Origin of the sequence: Streptomyces shaanxiensis (assembly GCF_039537145.1) — a bacterium.
In the GTDB taxonomy this organism is placed as follows: Bacteria; Actinomycetota; Actinomycetes; order Streptomycetales; family Streptomycetaceae; genus Streptomyces; species Streptomyces shaanxiensis.
Genome location: NZ_BAAAZY010000010.1, coordinates 953,554 through 969,222 on the forward strand (window position 1 = coordinate 953,554; position 15,669 = coordinate 969,222).

At 70.6% G+C, this 15,669-nt stretch carries 11 protein-coding genes; 8 read left to right on the forward strand and 3 right to left on the reverse strand.

What is annotated here, in order from left to right; all coding sequences use genetic code 11:
• The first annotated feature begins 328 nt into the window (after positions 1 to 328).
• The 4 genes from lnt to ABD932_RS18245 all read left to right on the forward strand — a co-directional run bounded on the left by lnt (position 329) and on the right by ABD932_RS18245 (position 5,375).
• The gene (lnt, locus tag ABD932_RS18230; protein ID WP_345013914.1) at positions 329 to 1,939 is read left to right on the forward strand and encodes an apolipoprotein N-acyltransferase; all 1,611 of its coding nucleotides are present in this window, start codon (positions 329 to 331) and stop codon (positions 1,937 to 1,939) included.
• A gap of 66 nt (positions 1,940 to 2,005) precedes the next feature.
• Positions 2,006 to 2,485, forward strand: a complete 480-nt coding sequence (locus ABD932_RS18235; protein WP_345013916.1) for an NUDIX hydrolase — start codon at positions 2,006 to 2,008, stop codon at positions 2,483 to 2,485.
• Between the two features lie 54 nt (positions 2,486 to 2,539).
• Positions 2,540 to 3,349, forward strand: coding sequence for a 3-hydroxybutyrate dehydrogenase (locus ABD932_RS18240; protein ID WP_345013918.1), 810 nt, complete (start codon positions 2,540 to 2,542; stop codon positions 3,347 to 3,349).
• An 82-nt stretch (positions 3,350 to 3,431) separates the two neighbouring features.
• On the forward strand, positions 3,432 to 5,375 hold the full coding sequence (locus ABD932_RS18245) for a helix-turn-helix domain-containing protein (RefSeq protein WP_345013920.1): 1,944 nt from the start codon (positions 3,432 to 3,434) through the stop codon (positions 5,373 to 5,375).
• Between the two features lie 61 nt (positions 5,376 to 5,436).
• Here the strand turns inward: ABD932_RS18245 and ABD932_RS18250 are convergent, their stop codons facing one another.
• Positions 5,437 to 6,822, reverse strand: a complete 1,386-nt coding sequence (locus ABD932_RS18250) for an MFS transporter (RefSeq protein WP_345013922.1) — start codon at positions 6,820 to 6,822, stop codon at positions 5,437 to 5,439.
• 563 nt (positions 6,823 to 7,385) lie between these two features.
• On the opposite strand from ABD932_RS18250, the gene ABD932_RS18255 reads away from it, so the two are divergent.
• Entirely contained in the window at positions 7,386 to 8,195 is an 810-nt protein-coding gene (locus tag ABD932_RS18255; protein ID WP_345013924.1) for a thioesterase II family protein, read from the forward strand.
• A gap of 11 nt (positions 8,196 to 8,206) precedes the next feature.
• Positions 8,207 to 9,238: a GDP-mannose 4,6-dehydratase gene (locus ABD932_RS18260; protein ID WP_345013926.1), complete on the forward strand. Its 1,032-nt coding sequence runs from the start codon at positions 8,207 to 8,209 to the stop codon at positions 9,236 to 9,238.
• A 76-nt stretch (positions 9,239 to 9,314) separates the two neighbouring features.
• Here the strand turns inward: ABD932_RS18260 and ABD932_RS18265 are convergent, their stop codons facing one another.
• A complete protein-coding gene (locus tag ABD932_RS18265; RefSeq protein WP_345013928.1) occupies positions 9,315 to 11,210 on the reverse strand; it encodes an ABC transporter ATP-binding protein in 1,896 nt (631 codons plus the stop codon).
• A complete protein-coding gene (locus tag ABD932_RS18270; RefSeq protein ID WP_345013930.1) occupies positions 11,207 to 12,934 on the reverse strand; it encodes an ABC transporter ATP-binding protein in 1,728 nt (575 codons plus the stop codon). The genes ABD932_RS18265 and ABD932_RS18270 overlap by 4 nt, the downstream gene beginning before the upstream one ends.
• 167 nt (positions 12,935 to 13,101) lie before the next feature.
• On the opposite strand from ABD932_RS18270, the gene ccrA reads away from it, so the two are divergent.
• Together ccrA and ABD932_RS18280 are read left to right on the forward strand one after the other, a co-directional pair.
• The gene (ccrA, locus tag ABD932_RS18275) at positions 13,102 to 14,457 is read left to right on the forward strand and encodes a crotonyl-CoA carboxylase/reductase (RefSeq protein WP_345013932.1); all 1,356 of its coding nucleotides are present in this window, start codon (positions 13,102 to 13,104) and stop codon (positions 14,455 to 14,457) included.
• Positions 14,454 to 15,662: a cytochrome P450 gene (locus tag ABD932_RS18280; protein ID WP_345013934.1), complete on the forward strand. Its 1,209-nt coding sequence runs from the start codon at positions 14,454 to 14,456 to the stop codon at positions 15,660 to 15,662. Before ccrA ends, ABD932_RS18280 begins: the two co-directional genes overlap by 4 nt.
• Positions 15,663 to 15,669 lie beyond the last annotated feature (7 nt).

Consider the following 15,669-nt stretch of genomic DNA (forward strand, 5'->3'; position numbering starts at 1 on the left):
GAGGCTCCGGCATACCGTAACGGCTTATGGCCGGTTTGTGGACGTGTCGTGCAGGAACGATGCGTCAGGGGCGTGCGGAGGGGGCGGGTCTCCTGATTGGCGCGGGGGCGGGTCGCCTGTGCCGCGGGGGCGGCCGGCGCTGACGCGGCGGCATCCCGCAAGAGGCCCAGAGGCCCAGAGGCTCAGAGGGCCGCGCCAGTGATGCCTCGCCATGGAACTGTTGGGGCGAACGCCCACGTGGGGCCTCCGTGGCCGGGGCTGGCGTCTCAAGATCGCTGTCGCCGGACCGCGCTGTCGGTGCCGAGGCCTACCGCCGTACACTCCCGGAGTGACCGTCACCGCAACTTCCGTGGGCGAGTCGGACCAGCTGCAGCCGCAGATCGCGCCCGCCTCGCGCGCGGCACAACTCGTGCGCCTGGTTCCGGCCCTCGCCGCGGCGCTCTCCGGAGTGCTGCTCTACGTCAGCTTCCCGCCGCGCACCCTGTGGTGGCTGTCCTTGCCGGCCTTCGCCGTCTTCGGCTGGGTGCTGCGCGGCCGCAGTTGGAAGGCGGGTCTGGGCCTCGGCTATCTCTTCGGTCTCGGCTTCCTGCTGCCGCTGCTGGTGTGGACCGGAGTGGAGGTCGGGCCAGGCCCGTGGCTGGCGCTGGTCGTGATCGAGGCGATCTTCGTGGCACTGGTGGGCGCGGGAGTCGCCGTGGTGTCGAAGCTGCCGGGCTGGCCGGTGTGGGCGGCGGCGCTGTGGATCGCCGGAGAGGCGGCACGCGCGCGTGCGCCGTTCAACGGCTTCCCCTGGGGCAAGATCGCGTTCGGCCAGGCCGACGGCGTCTTCCTGCCGCTCGCCGCGCTGGGCGGCACCCCGGTACTCGGCTTCGCGGTCGTCCTGTGTGGCTTCGGCCTCTACGAGGTCGTACGTCTTGCCGTGGAGCACCGGCGCACCCGGGCGATACGGCGGTCCGCCGCGGCCGTGGCCCTGCTGAGCGTGGCCGTACCGGTCGTGGGCGCCGTGGCCGCGGGGCCACTGGTCAGCGACAAGGCCGAGAACGGCACCGCGACCGTCGCGGTCATCCAGGGCAACGTCCCGCGCGCGGGACTGGACTTCAACGCCCAGCGACGTGCCGTACTGGACTACCACGCACGTGAGACCGAGCGGCTGGCCGCCGAGGTCAAGGCGGGCAAGGTCGCACAGCCCGACTTCGTGCTGTGGCCCGAGAACTCCTCCGACATCGACCCCTTCGCCAACGCCGACGCCCGCACCGTCATCGACGGGGCCGCGAAGGCCATCGGTGTGCCCATCTCCGTGGGCGGCGTCGTGGAGCGGGACGGCAAACTGCTCAACGAGCAGATCCTCTGGGACCCGGTCAAGGGCCCGGTCGACACGTACGACAAGCGCCAGATCCAGCCGTTCGGCGAGTACCTGCCGCTGCGCTCGCTCGTCGGGGCGATCAACGAGAACTGGACCTCGATGGTCCGCCAGGACTTCAGCCGCGGCAGCGAGCCGGGCGTGTTCACCATGGACGGCGCCAAGGTCGGCCTCGTCACCTGCTACGAGGCGGCCTTCGACTGGACCGTGCGCTCCGAGGTCATCGACGGCGCGCAGATGATCTCCGTACCGAGCAACAACGCGACCTTCGACCGCAGCGAGATGACCTACCAGCAGCTCGCCATGTCCCGGGTCCGCGCCGTCGAGCACAGCCGGACCGTCACCGTTCCGGTGACCAGCGGCGTCAGCGCGATCATCATGCCGGACGGCAGGATCACCCAGAAGACCGGCATGTTCGTGGCCGACTCGCTGGTCCAGAAGGTGCCGCTGCGCTCCTCCGAGACACCCGCCACGCGGCTCGGCATCCTGCCGGAGGTCGCCCTGCTGCTGGTCGCCGCCGGCGGACTCGGCTGGGCGATCGGTGCGGGCGTGCGCGGGCGGCGCGCCGCCGAGGTGTAGCCGTACGCCGGTGGCACCGCCCCGAACTCGCCGGGGCGTTGCCACCAGCCCGTTAGGGTCGGAGCCATGGCTACTCCTGACTTCATTCGTACGATCCGGGCTTCCGCCGGTCACCAACTCCTGTGGCTTCCCGGGGTCAGCGCCGTCGTCTTCGACGACGAGGGACGGGTCCTGCTGGGGCAGCGCGCGGACAACGGCAAGTGGACGGTGATCAACGGCATCCCGGAGCCCGGCGAGCAGCCCGCCGTGTGCGCAGTGCGGGAGGTGTACGAGGAGACCGGTGTCCGGTGCGTCGCCGAGCGGGTCGTCCTCGTCAGGTCCGGGAACGAGGTCACCTATCCCAACGGCGACACGTGCCAGTTCATGGACATCACCTTCCGCTGCCGGGCCGTCGGTGGCGAGGCACGCGTGAACGACGACGAATCCCTGCAGGTCGGGTGGTACGACGTGGACGCGCTGCCCGCGATGGACGAACGTCAGCTGTTCCGGATCAAGCAGGCACTGTCCGATGAACCCACGTGGTTCGAGCCTATGACTTCGGACTGAAGTATGGGCTGTGCCCATATGTGGGCCGGCGAAGGTGCTGCCTAGGGTCGTGCCATGACCCCGCCCAGCGCTCTCCCGGCCCAAGGCTCCTCCAGCCCTCCCGCGCTCGACCTCGGCGGCCGCACGGCCCTTGTCACCGGTGCTGCCGGTGGCATCGGCCGTGCCTGTGCGCTGCGGCTCGCCGCGGCTGGTGCCAAGGTGAGAGCGGTCGACCGGGACGGCGCGGGCCTGGAGACGCTGGCCGAGGGAGCCCGGACCCTCGCGGGTGCGGTCGAGCCGCATGTCCTGGACCTCACCGACCTGGACGCCGCCGAACTCGCGGCCGCCGGTACCGACGTCCTCGTCAACAACGCCGGGCTGCAACTGGTGCGCCCCATCGAGGAGTTCCCGCCCGACGTCTTCCACACGGTGCTCACCGTGATGCTGGAAGCGCCCTTCCGGCTCATCCGTGGTGCCCTGCCCCATATGTATGGGCAGGGCTGGGGTCGGATCGTCAATGTGTCCTCGGTCCATGGGTTGCGCGCCTCGGCATTCAAGTCGGCCTATGTGGCGGCCAAACATGGTCTGGAGGGACTCTCCAAGACCGCCGCCCTGGAGGGAGCACCCCATGGCGTCACCTCGAACTGTGTGAACCCCGCCTATGTGCGCACCCCACTGGTCGAGAAGCAGCTCGCCGACCAGGCCCGGGCGCACGGCATCCCCGAGGAGCGGGTGCTGTCCGAGGTGCTGCTGCAGGACAGCGCGGTCAAACGGCTCATCGAACCCGAGGAGGTCGCCGAGGCCGTGGCGTACCTGTGCAGTCCGCAGGCCTCCTTCGTGACCGGCACGTCACTGGTACTCGACGGCGGCTGGACCGCTCACTGAACGCGGTGCATCGAACGCCGGTCGACTTTCGGGTTATCCACAGGGCTGACGGGCTGGCGGTGCGATGAGCAATCCTGTGGGCATGTCCCGCGATCACCTGCAGTCCGCCGAGCGTTCCGCCCCTGCCGGGGCGTCCCCCAGCAGTGTCGAGGCGCCGTTCCTCGAACTGCTGGCCCGGGGCGCGTCCGCCGACGCCTACGAACAACCGGTGCTGCTCGCCCGCGCCGACGGCAGACCGGCCGAGCGGATCGTCGCCCTCGAACAGGCGAAGGTGCTCGCGCTGCGGGTGCGCTCGGAGCTTGAGGGGCGGCGCAGGCGGGAGGCCGAGCTGTCGGCGCTCTTCGAGACGGCCCACGACCTGGCGGGCCTGCGGGATCTGGACGCCGTACTGCAGGCGATCGTGCAGCGCGCCCGGTCGCTGCTCGGCACGGACGTCGCCTATCTCAGCCTGAACGACCCGGCCAGGGGTGACACCTATATGCGGGTGACCGAGGGCTCCGTGGCCGCTCGGTTCCAGCAGTTGCGGCTCGGTATGGGCGAGGGCCTCGGTGGCCTCGTCGCGCAGACCGCCCGCCCCTATGTCACCGACGACTACTTCAAGGACGGCCGCTTCCAGCACACCCTCGCCATCGACGCCGGCGTGCGCGACGAGGGGCTGGTCGCCATCCTCGGGGTGCCCCTGATGCTGGGACACCATGTCATCGGGGTCCTCTTCGCGGCGGACCGGCGTGCCCGGGTCTTCGAGCGGGAGCAGATCGCGCTGCTCGGCTCCTTCGCCGCGCTCGCCGCGGCCGCCATCGACACCGCGAACCTGCTCACCGAGACCCGTTCGGCCCTCGCCGACCTGGAGCAGGCCAACGAGATCATCCGGGACCGCAGCGGAGTCATCGAACGGGCCTCGGACGTCCACGACCGGCTCGCCGAACTCGTGCTGCGCGGCGGCGGGGTGCACGACGTCGCCGCCGCTGTCTCCGAAGTCCTCGACGGCACCGTCGAGTTCGCCGACGCCGGCGCCGCACCGGCCGGGGCAGTGGAGGTCTCCCGCGCGGAAGGCCACGCCGTACGGCACGACGACGACTGGGTCGCCGCAGTGGCCGCGGGCGGCGAACTGCTCGGCGCGCTGGTGCTGCGCGGCCATCCTGGGCTCGACCCCGTCGACCAGCGCACACTGGAGCGGGCCGCGATGGTCACCTCCCTGCTGCTCCTCGCCCGGCGCTCCGCCGCCGAGGCCGAACAGCGTGTACGGGGCGAGCTGTTGGACGACCTGCTCGACGCCCGCGACCGTGACCCACGTCTGCTGCGAGAGCGCGCGACGCGGCTGGACGCCGACCTCGATGCCACCCATGTCGTCCTCGCCGCCCGCCTCGACGCCGCCCCGGCCGACGCCGACCAACAGGCGGCCGCCCGTAGACGCCTGTGGTCCGCCGCGTCCCACCTCGCCGCGACCCGGCACGGTCTGGCCGCCGCCCGGGACGGCGGCACGGTGCTGCTCCTGCCGCTCGAAGCCGGGGACACGGCCACCGCCCTGGCCCGCCGCACCGCCCGGCACCTCGGCACCGCCGTCCACGAGGCCGTGACGGTCGGCGCCTCCGCTCCGGTCGAGGATCTGGCCGCCCACCCCGACGCGGTGGCCGCCGCCTACGACGAAGGCCTGCGTTGCCTCGACGCCCTGCGCAAGCTCGGCCGCTCCGGAGACGGCGCCGCCGCCGAGGACTTCGGGTTCCTTGGTCTGCTGCTGGCGGGCGACCGGGACATCGCGGGCTTCGTCGGCCGTACGATCGGCCAGGTCGTCGCGTACGACGAACGGCGCGGCACCGACCTGCTGCGCACCCTCGACGCGTACTTCGCCTGCGGGATGAGCCCGGCCCGCACCAAGGACGAACTGCACGTCCATGTGAACACGGTCGCCCAGCGCCTGGAGCGCGTCGGCCGCCTCCTCGGCGACGACTGGCAGAGCCCCGCCCGCGCGCTGGAGATCCAACTGGCCCTGCGGCTGCACCGGTTGTCGGCACCGGCACAGCGCTGACCCCCGCACGCACGGGCGTACGGGGGCCGGTCGCAGGGGCTCTGGAGGTGACAGCCAGGGGTCAGACAGTGCGCGCGTCCGCCGCCCGAGCCGTGGCGGGCTCGGCGTCGTCGGTGGGTTCGATGTCGGACAGATCCCGGTAGCGGGTCTCCTTGGCGACGCCCACCGCGATCACCGTCAGGACGGCCGCGGCGATGACGTACAGCGCGATCGGAGTGGAGCTGCCGTAGTCGTTCAGCAGCGCGGTGGCGATCAGCGGCGCGGGAGCGCCCGCCGCGACCGAGGCGAACTGGGCGCCGATCGAGGCCCCGGAGTAGCGCATCCGGGTCGCGAACATCTCTGAGAAGAAGGCGGCTTGCGGCGCGTACATGGCGCCGTGCAGCACGAGGCCCACGGTCACGGCGAGGATCAGGTTGCCGAAGCCGCCGGTGTCGACGAGCCGGAAGAACGGGAACATCCACAGCCCGACTCCGACAGCGCCCAGCAGATAGACGGGACGGCGGCCGACGCGGTCGGACAGCGCACCCCAGGCCGGGATGACGGCGAAGTGCACCGCCGAGGCGATCAGCACGGAGTTGAGGGCGGTCTGCTTGGAGACGCCGGCCGAGGTGGTGGCGTAGACGAGGATGAACGCGGTGATGACGTAGTAACTGATGTTCTCCGCCATGCGCGCACCCATCGCCACCAGGACGTCCCGCCAGTGGTGCCGCAGCACCGAGACCAGTGGCAGCTGCTCGGCGTCGGCCTTGTCCGCCGTCTTGCGGGCCGCGGCCTGCGCCAACGCCTGCTGGAAGACCGGCGATTCATCGACAGAGAGACGAATCCACAGACCGACGATCACCAGCACACCGGAGAGCAGGAACGGGATCCGCCAGCCCCATGTGTTGAAGGCGCTGTCCGACAGCACGGCCGTCAGCAGGGACAGCACACCGGTCGCCAGGAGCTGCCCCGCGGGCGCGCCGGTCTGCGGCCATGAGGCCCAGAAGCCGCGCCGCCGCGCGTCCCCGTGCTCGGAAACGAGCAACACGGCTCCGCCCCATTCACCGCCGAGCGCGAAGCCCTGCACCAGCCGCAGCACGGTCAGCAGCACGGGCGCGGCGGTCCCGATGGTGGCGTGCGTCGGCAGCAGCCCGATCGCGAAGGTAGCCCCACCCATCAGCAACAGGCTCAGCACCAGCAGCTTCTTGCGGCCGAGCCGGTCACCGTAGTGCCCGAAGACGAGCGCGCCCAAGGGTCGGGCGGCGAATCCGACGGCATACGTGAGGAACGACAGGAGGGTGCCGACGAGCGGGTCGGAGTCCGGGAAGAACAGCTTGTTGAAGACGAGGGCGGCGGCGGAGCCGTAGAGGAAGAAGTCGTACCACTCGATGGTGGTGCCGATGAGGCTGGCGGCGACGATGCGACGGAGGTTTGCGGTTGGTGGGGGAGCGGTGGTTCCGGAGGCCATGTGCGCCACTTCCTCGTGTGCGGTGGGGACGGGTACGTGTTGGCACACCGTAGAAACGTGCAGGTCAGGCGCACATGTGGTGGGGCACCATAGTTCGGGGCGTGGTTATGCGTGGGGCCGCCATGCCCGCTCGTGGAGGGGCGGCTGAAAGGCTCGGAGAGGGGCGAGATTAGTGCTGTCCGGGAAGCGTAGTTGGGGGTGATTTGACGGTGGCGTGCTGACTCCCGTGCTGGTTTGGTGCTGACTAAACTCCCACGTCATCACCCGTGTTCGTCTCTCCCGTGCTGACTTGGTGCTGACTACGCTCCGTAGAACTCGGGCATCCAGGGCGGATCGGGCCCGGAGCTGGGCTGCGGCAGGCGGCCCGCTGCCGGCGGAGGCACCCTCCTCGCGGTCCGCCGCCGGCGCACGGACAACTCCACCGACGACGGCTCCACCGCGAGTGATCGTCAGGACCAACAGGCAGCAAAGCGACGACCTTTCGGTACGAGGTACAGGAGGTGCGCGGGGCTGTCGGCAGACTAGGGCTTTTCTCAGGTGGGACGCTGGTTGGATCCGGAACCATGCCCCTCCTATCGGATACCGATCTCTGGCTGCGCCGTTTCCACGACGCGCCGCAAGGTGCCGCACCCCGTGTGGTGTGCTTTCCGCACGCCGGCGGTGCGGCCAGCTGGTACCGGCCGCTCGCCACCGGGCTGGCCACGCGCGCCGAGGTGCTGGTGGTGCAGTACCCGGGCCGCCAGGACCGCCACAACGAGCCCCTGATCGACGACGTACACGTCCTGGCCCGGCGCATCACCGAGGTGGTCGCCCCGCTGCGTGACCGCCCGCTGGTGCTGTTCGGGCACAGCATGGGCGCCTCCGTGGCGTTCGAGGTCGCGACGGTGCTCCAGGCCGGGTCGGCGGAGGTGGCCCACCTCTACGTGTCCGGGCGCCGGGCGCCGCAGCACTCCCATGACGAGCAGGTGCACCGGCTCGACGACGCGGGAGTGATCGCCGAGGTGCGCCGGCTGGCCGGCACGGACTCGCGCGTCTTCGACGACGAGGAACTGGTCCGCATGGTGCTGCCCGCGATCCGCGGCGACTACCGCGCCGCCGAGACCTACCGCTACCGGCCTGGACCGCCGCTGACCTGCCCGGTCACGGCGCTCACCGGGGACGCCGACCCCAAGACGACCGTCCAGGAGGCGGCCGACTGGCAGGAACGGACCACGGGCCCGTTCCAGCTGCGGGTGTTCCCCGGCGGCCACTTCTTCCTCGCCGAGCACAGCAAAGCGGTGATGGACCTGCTTTCCGGCGAATCACCTAGTGCTCGGCGCTCTACTTTGACACCAGTTCCGGGTCCGTCCCCTCGCGGACCTTCCGCGTGCTGAGAGGAAACCGGATGACCAGGCGTGCACTCATCACCGGCATCACCGGGCAGGACGGCTCGTACCTCGCAGAGCATCTGATCAAGCAGGGCTATCAGGTGTGGGGACTGATGCGAGGACAGGCCAACCCGCGCAAGTCGCGGGTGTCCCGGCTGATGTCCGAACTGTCCTTCGTCGACGGCGACCTGATGGACCAGGCGTCCCTGGTCTCGGCGGTGGACCTCGTCCAGCCGGACGAGGTCTACAACCTCGGCGCCATCTCCTTCGTACCGATGTCGTGGCAGCAGGCCGAACTCGTCACCGAGGTCAACGCCATGGGCGTGCTGCGCATGCTGGAGGCGATCCGCCAGGTCTCCGGCCTGTCCGCCTCGCGGCACGCCACCGGCAAGCAGATCCGCTTCTACCAGGCGTCGTCCTCGGAGATGTTCGGCAAGGCCGCGGAGACCCCGCAGCGCGAGACGACCATCTTCCACCCGCGCAGCCCCTACGGTGTGGCCAAGGCTTACGGCCACTTCATCACCCGCAACTACCGCGAGTCGTTCGGCATGTACGCCGTCGGCGGCATCCTCTTCAACCACGAATCCCCGCGCCGCGGCGCGGAGTTCGTGACCCGCAAGATCTCCCTGGGCGTCGCCCGGATCAAGCTGGGCCTCCAGGAGAAGCTCCCGCTCGGCAACATCGACGCCCTGCGCGACTGGGGCTTCGCCGGCGACTACGTGCGGGCCATGCACCTGATGCTGCAGCAGGACACGCCCGACGACTACGTCGTCGGCACCGGCGAGATGCACTCGGTGCGCGAGGCCATGAGCCTCGCCTTCGAGCATGTCGGGCTCAACTGGCAGGACCACGTGTACATCGACCCCGCGCTGGTGCGTCCCGCCGAGGTGGAGATCCTCTGCGCGGACACCACCCGGGTCCGCCAGGAACTGGGCTGGAAGCCCGAGGTCGACTTCACGTCGCTGATCCGGATGATGGTGGACGCCGACCTCAAGCACGTCGCCACCGAGCACGAGTACGGCGATCTGCTGGCGGCCGCCGGCTGGTAGCCCGCGGGACCGACCGCAGACCCCGAGCGGGGCGCGCACCCGGTGCGCGCCCCGCTCGTTCTTGCCCTCTTACCGCTCAGGCGGAGTGGAGCCTGGCGTAGAACCCGCCGCGGGCCAGGAGTTCGGCGTGCGTGCCGCGCTCCACCACGTTGCCGCGGTCCATGACAACGATCAGGTCGGCGCCCCGCACGGTGGACAGGCGGTGCGCGATCACAAAGCTCGTGCGACCCGCCCGCAGGGACACCATGGCCTGCTGGATCAGCGCCTCGGTGCGGGTGTCGACCGACGAGGTGGCCTCGTCCAGGACCAGGATCGCCGGCTGCGCGAGGAAGGCCCGCGCCAGCGTGATCAGTTGCCGCTCACCGGCGCTCAGGCCGCCGTGGTCGTCGTCCAGCACGGTGTCGTAGCCGTCCGGCAGGGCGCGCACGAACCGGTCCACGCACATGGCCCGGGCAGCCTCCACGACCTCCGCACGGGTGGCCCCCGGACGGCCGTAGGCGATGTTCTCGGCGATGGTGCCGTGGAACAGCCAGGTGTCCTGCGACACCAGGCCGATCCGCGAGCGCAGGTCCGCGCGGGTCAGGGCGGTGGTGTCGACGCCGTCCAGGAGGATGCGGCCGGCGTCGGGGTCGTAGAAGCGCAGCAGCAGGTTGCCCAGGGTCGTCTTGCCGGCGCCGGTGGGGCCGACGATCGCCACTAGTTGGCCCGGCTCCGCCGCGAGCGACAGGTTCTCGATCAGCGGCTCGTCGGGCAGGTACCGGAACGACACGTCCGAGAACTCGACCCTGCCCTGCACCGAGGCCAGGCGCTTCGGGGAGGCCGGGGCGGGCGACTGCTCGGGCTCGTCGAGGAGTTCGAAGACGCGGCGGGCCGAGGCGATGCCGGACTGGAGCTGGCCGGAGAAGTTGGACACGTCGATGATCGGGCGGCTGAACATGCCCGAGTACTGGATGAACGCCTGCACGTCGCCGATCGTCACCGCGCCCGAGGCCACCCGCAGCGCGCCCACCACCGCCACCAGCACGTAGTTGAGGTCGGTCACGAAGCGCGTCGTGGGAGCGACGAGGCCGGAGAACGCCTGGGCGCGGTAACCGGAGTGGTAGAGCGCCTCGTTGTGCTCGTCGAACCGCTCCTCGGCGAGTTCCCGGCGGCCGAACGCCTTGACCAGGGAGTGACCGCTGTAGCTCTCCTCGACGTGGGCGCTCAGCTCGCCGGTGCTCTTCCACTGCTGCTGCACGCGCGGCCACGCCCGTTTGCTGATCCAGGTCGCGAGTGCCAGCACCACCGGCACGCTGAGCAGCACGAACAGCGCCAGCTCGACGGAGATCACCAGCATGATGGCCAGCACACCGACGACCGAGAAGACCGAGTTGATCATCTGGCCGATGGTCTGCTGCAGGGTGCGCTGGAGATTGTCGATGTCGTTGGTGACCCGGCTGAGCACCTCTCCGCGCGGGTTGCGGTCGAAGTAACTCACCGGCAGGCGGGTGAGCTTGGCGTCGACGTCCTCGCGCAGCCGGTGCACCGCGTGCTGCACCACCGCGGCGGCGAGCCGCCCCTGCGCCAGCATGCACAGCGAACCCACCACGTACAGGGCGACGATGACCGCGAGCACCACGCCCAGCGCACGCAGGTCCACGCCCTGGCCCGGGGTGACGTCGACGGTGCTGATGACGTTGGCGAGCGTGTCCTTGCCGTCGGCGCGCAGATGCTCCAGCACCTGCTCCTCCGACGCGTTCGCGGGCAGCGAGCGGCCCACGAGACCGGCGAAGATGAGGTCGGTGGCGTGGCCCAGCAGTTTGGGGCCCAGCAGGTTCAGCACGATCGAGGCGGTGCCGAGCAGGGCCATCGGGACGAGCTTGGCCCGGTAGGGTCGCAGCAGGCCCAGGAGCCGTCTGGTGGTGGCGGGTTCGTGTTTCTCGGCGGGTGCGGGTACGGCCGCCGGGGGCGCCTCGCGGGTCGGGGCGGTCATCGGATCTCCTGGTGGACGGGCTGGGAGAGCGCGATCTCCCGATAGGTGGGGTTGTCCCGCGACAGCTGTGCGGGCGTGCCGGAGCCGACCACGTGTCCGTCGTCCAGCAGCAGGACGTGGTCGGCGTCCTCGGCCGCGCCCACCCGCTGCGTCACCAGGAGCACCGTCGCGTCGGCGAGTTCGGTCGCCAGCGCGGCCCGCAGCCGAGCCTCGGTGCCGTGGTCGAGCGCGGAGAAGCAGTCGTCCAGCAGGTAGATGCCGGGGCGTCGGACCAGCGTCCGGGCGATCGCCAGACGCTGGCGCTGGCCGCCGGAGAGGTTGGAACCGCCCTGCGCCACCGGCGCGTCCAGCCCGATCCGCTCGACGAACTCCCGTGCCTGGGCGACCTCCAGCGCGTGCCACAGTTCGGCGTCCGTGGCGTCGGGGCGGCCGAAGCGCAGGTTCGAGGCCACGGTGCCGCTGAACAGGTGCGGCTGCTGCGGCACATGGCCGACGGTCTGCGACAGCACCGCCGGGTCGAGGGCGCGTACGTCGACGCCGTGCACCCGGATGTGGCCGGCGGTGATGTCGTACAGCCGCAGCACCAGGTTCAGGAGGGTCGACTTGCCGCTGCCGATGCTGCCGAGGATCGCGACCTTCTGACCGGGCCGGACGACGAGGTCGACGTCGCGCAGGACGGGCTTCTCCGCACCGGGGTGGCCGAAGGTGGCGCCCCGCAGTTCGAGGTGGCCGGGGGCGGGAAGCTCCCGCACCGGACGCTCGGGCGCCGGCACGCTGGTGCGGGCGTCCAGCACCTCCTGGATGCGCCCGGCCGAGACGGCGGCCCGCGAGCCCTCGGTGAACACCATCACCGCCATGATGATCGAGACGATGATCAGCGTGACGTAGCTGAGCAGCGCGGTGAGGGCGCCCAGCTGCATGTCGCCGGCGTCGATCCGCCGCCCGGAGACCCAGATGATCACCACGGTCAGGACGTTCATCACGATCATCACCACGACCGGCATGGCCGCGATGATCCGCCCCACCCGCAGCGACACCTCGAACAGCTCGTCGTTCGCGCGGTCGAAGCGGGCACGCTCATGGTCGTCGCGGACGAACGCGCGGATCACCCGCACCCCGCTGATCCGCTCGCGCAGCAGGTGGTTGATGCGGTCCATGGACTTCTGCATGCGCGCGTAGAACGGGCTCAGCCGGCCCAGCACCACCGTCAGGCTCGCGATCACGGCCACCACGAGCGCGACGACGACCACGGACACCGCGACGTCCTGGAGGACGGCCAGCACGACTCCGCCCAGGCACATGATGACCGCCGACACCGCCACGTCCGCCGTCGTCAGGACGATGGTCTGCACCTGCTGGACGTCGTTCACGGTGCGGGTGAGGAGCGAGGGAGTGCCGATCTCGCCCACCTCGCGCGCCGACAGGCCGAGCACGGCCCGGAAGACCCGGCGGCGCAGATCGCGGCCCAGGCCGGCCGCGCACCGGGCGGCGAACACCACGGCGCCGGCGGCGGTGACGATCTGCACCACGGCGACGGCCAGCATCACCGCACCGATGGTGAAGATGTACTCCACGTCGCCGGTGAGGATGCCGTGGTCGATGACGGCGGCGTTCAGGGTGGGCAGCAGCAGGGTGGCCACGGTCTGGATCAGTTGCAGCACCAGCAGGGCCACAAGCCCTCGGCGGTAGGGCCGCAGATGGGTTTTCAGGAATCCGATCAGCACACGGCACTCCCCTTGAGGTCCAGGGCGACACGGTTTGCCCGACCAGCACACCGCACGGGGAGCGTGGGGGATCACTAGACTTCCGCGGCCCAAGGACTCGCAGAATCCCTAGTGTTCCCGCTCCTACGGTGGTGTCAGACCCTGAGGCCGTCGTGAGGAGTGCCCGGATGAGCGAGATCCTGAGTGCCATCGAGTCGGATGACGCGGGGCCCCGGGATTTTGAAGCCCTGCCGGTGCCCGACAGCTACCGGGGGGTCGTGGTCCGCCGCGAGGACGTCGGCATGTTCGAGGGACTGCGGACCGGGGAGAAGGACCCGCGCCGGTCGCTGCGCCTGGCCGAGGTGCGGACTCCCGAGGTCGGGCCGGGCGAGGCGCTGATCGCGGTGATGGCCTCGTCCGTCAACTACAACACGGTGTGGTCCTCGATCTTCGAGCCGCTGCCCACCTTCACCTTCCTCAAGCGGCTCGGCGGCAAGCACGACCTGCCCCACCATGTGCTCGGCTCCGACCTCGCCGGCGTCGTGCTCCGCGTCGGAACGGGCGTCACCGCATGGCAGCCCGGCGACCGCGTCGTGGCGCACTGCCTGGACGTCGAACTGGAGCACCCGGACGGCCACGGCGACACCATGCTCGACCCGCAGCAGCGCATCTGGGGCTTCGAGACCAACTACGGCGGCCTCGCCGAGCTCGCCCTGGTCAAGGCCAACCAGCTGATGCCCAAGCCGGAGCACCTCACCTGGGAGGAGGCGGCGGCGCCGGGCCTGGTCAACTCCACCGCGTACCGGCAGCTCGTCTCCGCCAACGGCGCGAACATGAAGCAGGGCGACACGGTCCTGATCTGGGGCGCCTCCGGCGGGCTCGGCTCCTACGCCACCCAGCTCGCCCTCAACGGCGGCGCGACGCCGGTGTGCGTGGTCTCCTCGCCGCAGAAGGCGGAGGTCGTCCGCAGGTCCGGCGCCGAGCTGATCATCGACCGGTCCGCCGAGGGGTATCGGTTCTGGAGCGACGAGCACACCCAGGACCCCAGGGAGTGGAAGCGGTTCGGCGCGCGGATCCGCGAACTGACCGGCGGCCAGGACCCGGACATCGTGTTCGAGCACCCCGGCCGGGAGACCTTCGGCGCCAGCGTGTACGTCGCCAGACGCGGCGGCACCATCGTCACCTGCGCCTCGACCAGCGGCTTTCTCCACCAGTACGACAACCGCTATCTGTGGATGCACCTCAAGCGCGTCATCGGCACCCACTTCGCCACGTACCGCGAGGCATGGGAGGCGAACCGGCTGGTCGCCCAGGGGCGGATCCACCCGACGCTGTCCACGGTGTACCCGCTGGAGGAGACCGGGCAGGCCGCGTACGACGTGCACCGCAACACCCACCAGGGCAAGGTCGGCGTGCTGTGCCTGGCGCCCTCGGAAGGGCTCGGCGTGCGCGACCACGCGCTGCGCGACCGCCACCTGGACGCCATCAACCGGTTCCGGATCGCCGACGGCCGCCGCGCGGAGGATGGAGCTCCGCTGCGATGAACGACAAGCCTTCCGTGCCGGCGGCGTGCCCCTTCCCGTCCCCGCGCGACCCGCACCACCCCCTGGACCTGCCCCCCGAGTACGGGCGCCTGCGCGAGGACGACCCGGTCTGCAGGGTCGAGACCCCCGCCGGCGACACCGCCTGGCTGGTCAGCCGCTACTCCGACGTACGTGCGCTGCTGGCCGACCAGCGGTTCAGCGCCGAGGTGATGAACCCCGGCTACCCCCGCTACCTCTTCCCGGTCGACCCGCAGCCCGGGGCGTTCGTCACCGTCGACCCGCCGGAGCACACCCGCTACCGGCGAATGATCATGAGCATGTTCACCAAGAAGAAGGCCGAGAGCATCCGGCCCGCCGTGCAGAAGCTCGTGGACGAACGCATCGACGCGCTGCTCGCCGGGCCCCAGCCCGCCGACCTGGTGTCGGCCTTCGCCCGGCCCATCCCGCTCACCGTCGTGTGCGAACTGCTCGGCGTCCCCTACAAGGACCGGCTGGCCTTCGGCCGCTGGATCGGCACCCTCGTCGAGACCACCTCCAGCCAGGCGCACCGCAACGCCGCCGCCGGCGCCCTCTTCGGCTACCTCACCAAGCTCGTCATGCACAAGGAGCGAGAGCCCAGCGACGACGTGCTCGGGCTCCTGGTCGAGAACCAGCTCAAGACCGGTGAGATCAGACACGAAGAGGTCGTCGTCATCGGCATGATGCTGCTGTCGGCCGGCTACGACACCACCGCCAGCTCCATCGCGCTCAACGTGCTCGCGCTGCTCGAACACCCCGACCAGCTGGTGAAACTGCGCGAGAACCCCGACCTGGTGGTCGGCGCCGTGGAGGAACTGCTGCGCCACCAGAACGTCATGCAGTGCGGGGTGGGCCGGGTCGCCAAGGAGGACGTGGAGATCGCCGGGCAGGTGATCAGGGCGGGCGAGGGCGTCATCGCCCTGCTCTCCTCGGCCGACCGCGACGAGAGCGTCTACGCCGACGCCGACCGGCTCGACATCACCCGCAAGGACAGCACCCCGCTGGCCTTCGGGCACGGAATCCACAGCTGCATCGCGAAGTTCCTCTCGCGCGTGGAACTCCAGGTGGCCGTCCTCACGCTGATCACCCGCATTCCGACGCTGAAGCTCGCCAAGCCCGCGCAGGAACTGCGCTTCCGCGACGGCGCCATCGTCTACAGCCTGCGGGAGCTGCCCGTCACCTGGTGACCGACCG

Coding starts and splice junctions, on each gene's coding strand:
- ABD932_RS18235 (WP_345013916.1), top strand. CDS start 2,006: ATGGCTACTCCTGACTTCATTCGTACGATCCGGGCTTCCGCCGGTCAC.
- ABD932_RS18240 (WP_345013918.1), top strand. CDS start 2,540: ATGACCCCGCCCAGCGCTCTCCCGGCCCAAGGCTCCTCCAGCCCTCCC.
- ABD932_RS18245 (WP_345013920.1), top strand. CDS start 3,432: ATGTCCCGCGATCACCTGCAGTCCGCCGAGCGTTCCGCCCCTGCCGGG.
- ABD932_RS18250 (WP_345013922.1), bottom strand. CDS start 6,822: ATGGCCTCCGGAACCACCGCTCCCCCACCAACCGCAAACCTCCGTCGC.
- ABD932_RS18255 (WP_345013924.1), top strand. CDS start 7,386: ATGCCCCTCCTATCGGATACCGATCTCTGGCTGCGCCGTTTCCACGAC.
- ABD932_RS18260 (WP_345013926.1), top strand. CDS start 8,207: ATGACCAGGCGTGCACTCATCACCGGCATCACCGGGCAGGACGGCTCG.
- ABD932_RS18265 (WP_345013928.1), bottom strand. CDS start 11,210: ATGACCGCCCCGACCCGCGAGGCGCCCCCGGCGGCCGTACCCGCACCC.
- ccrA (WP_345013932.1), top strand. CDS start 13,102: ATGAGCGAGATCCTGAGTGCCATCGAGTCGGATGACGCGGGGCCCCGG.
- ABD932_RS18280 (WP_345013934.1), top strand. CDS start 14,454: ATGAACGACAAGCCTTCCGTGCCGGCGGCGTGCCCCTTCCCGTCCCCG.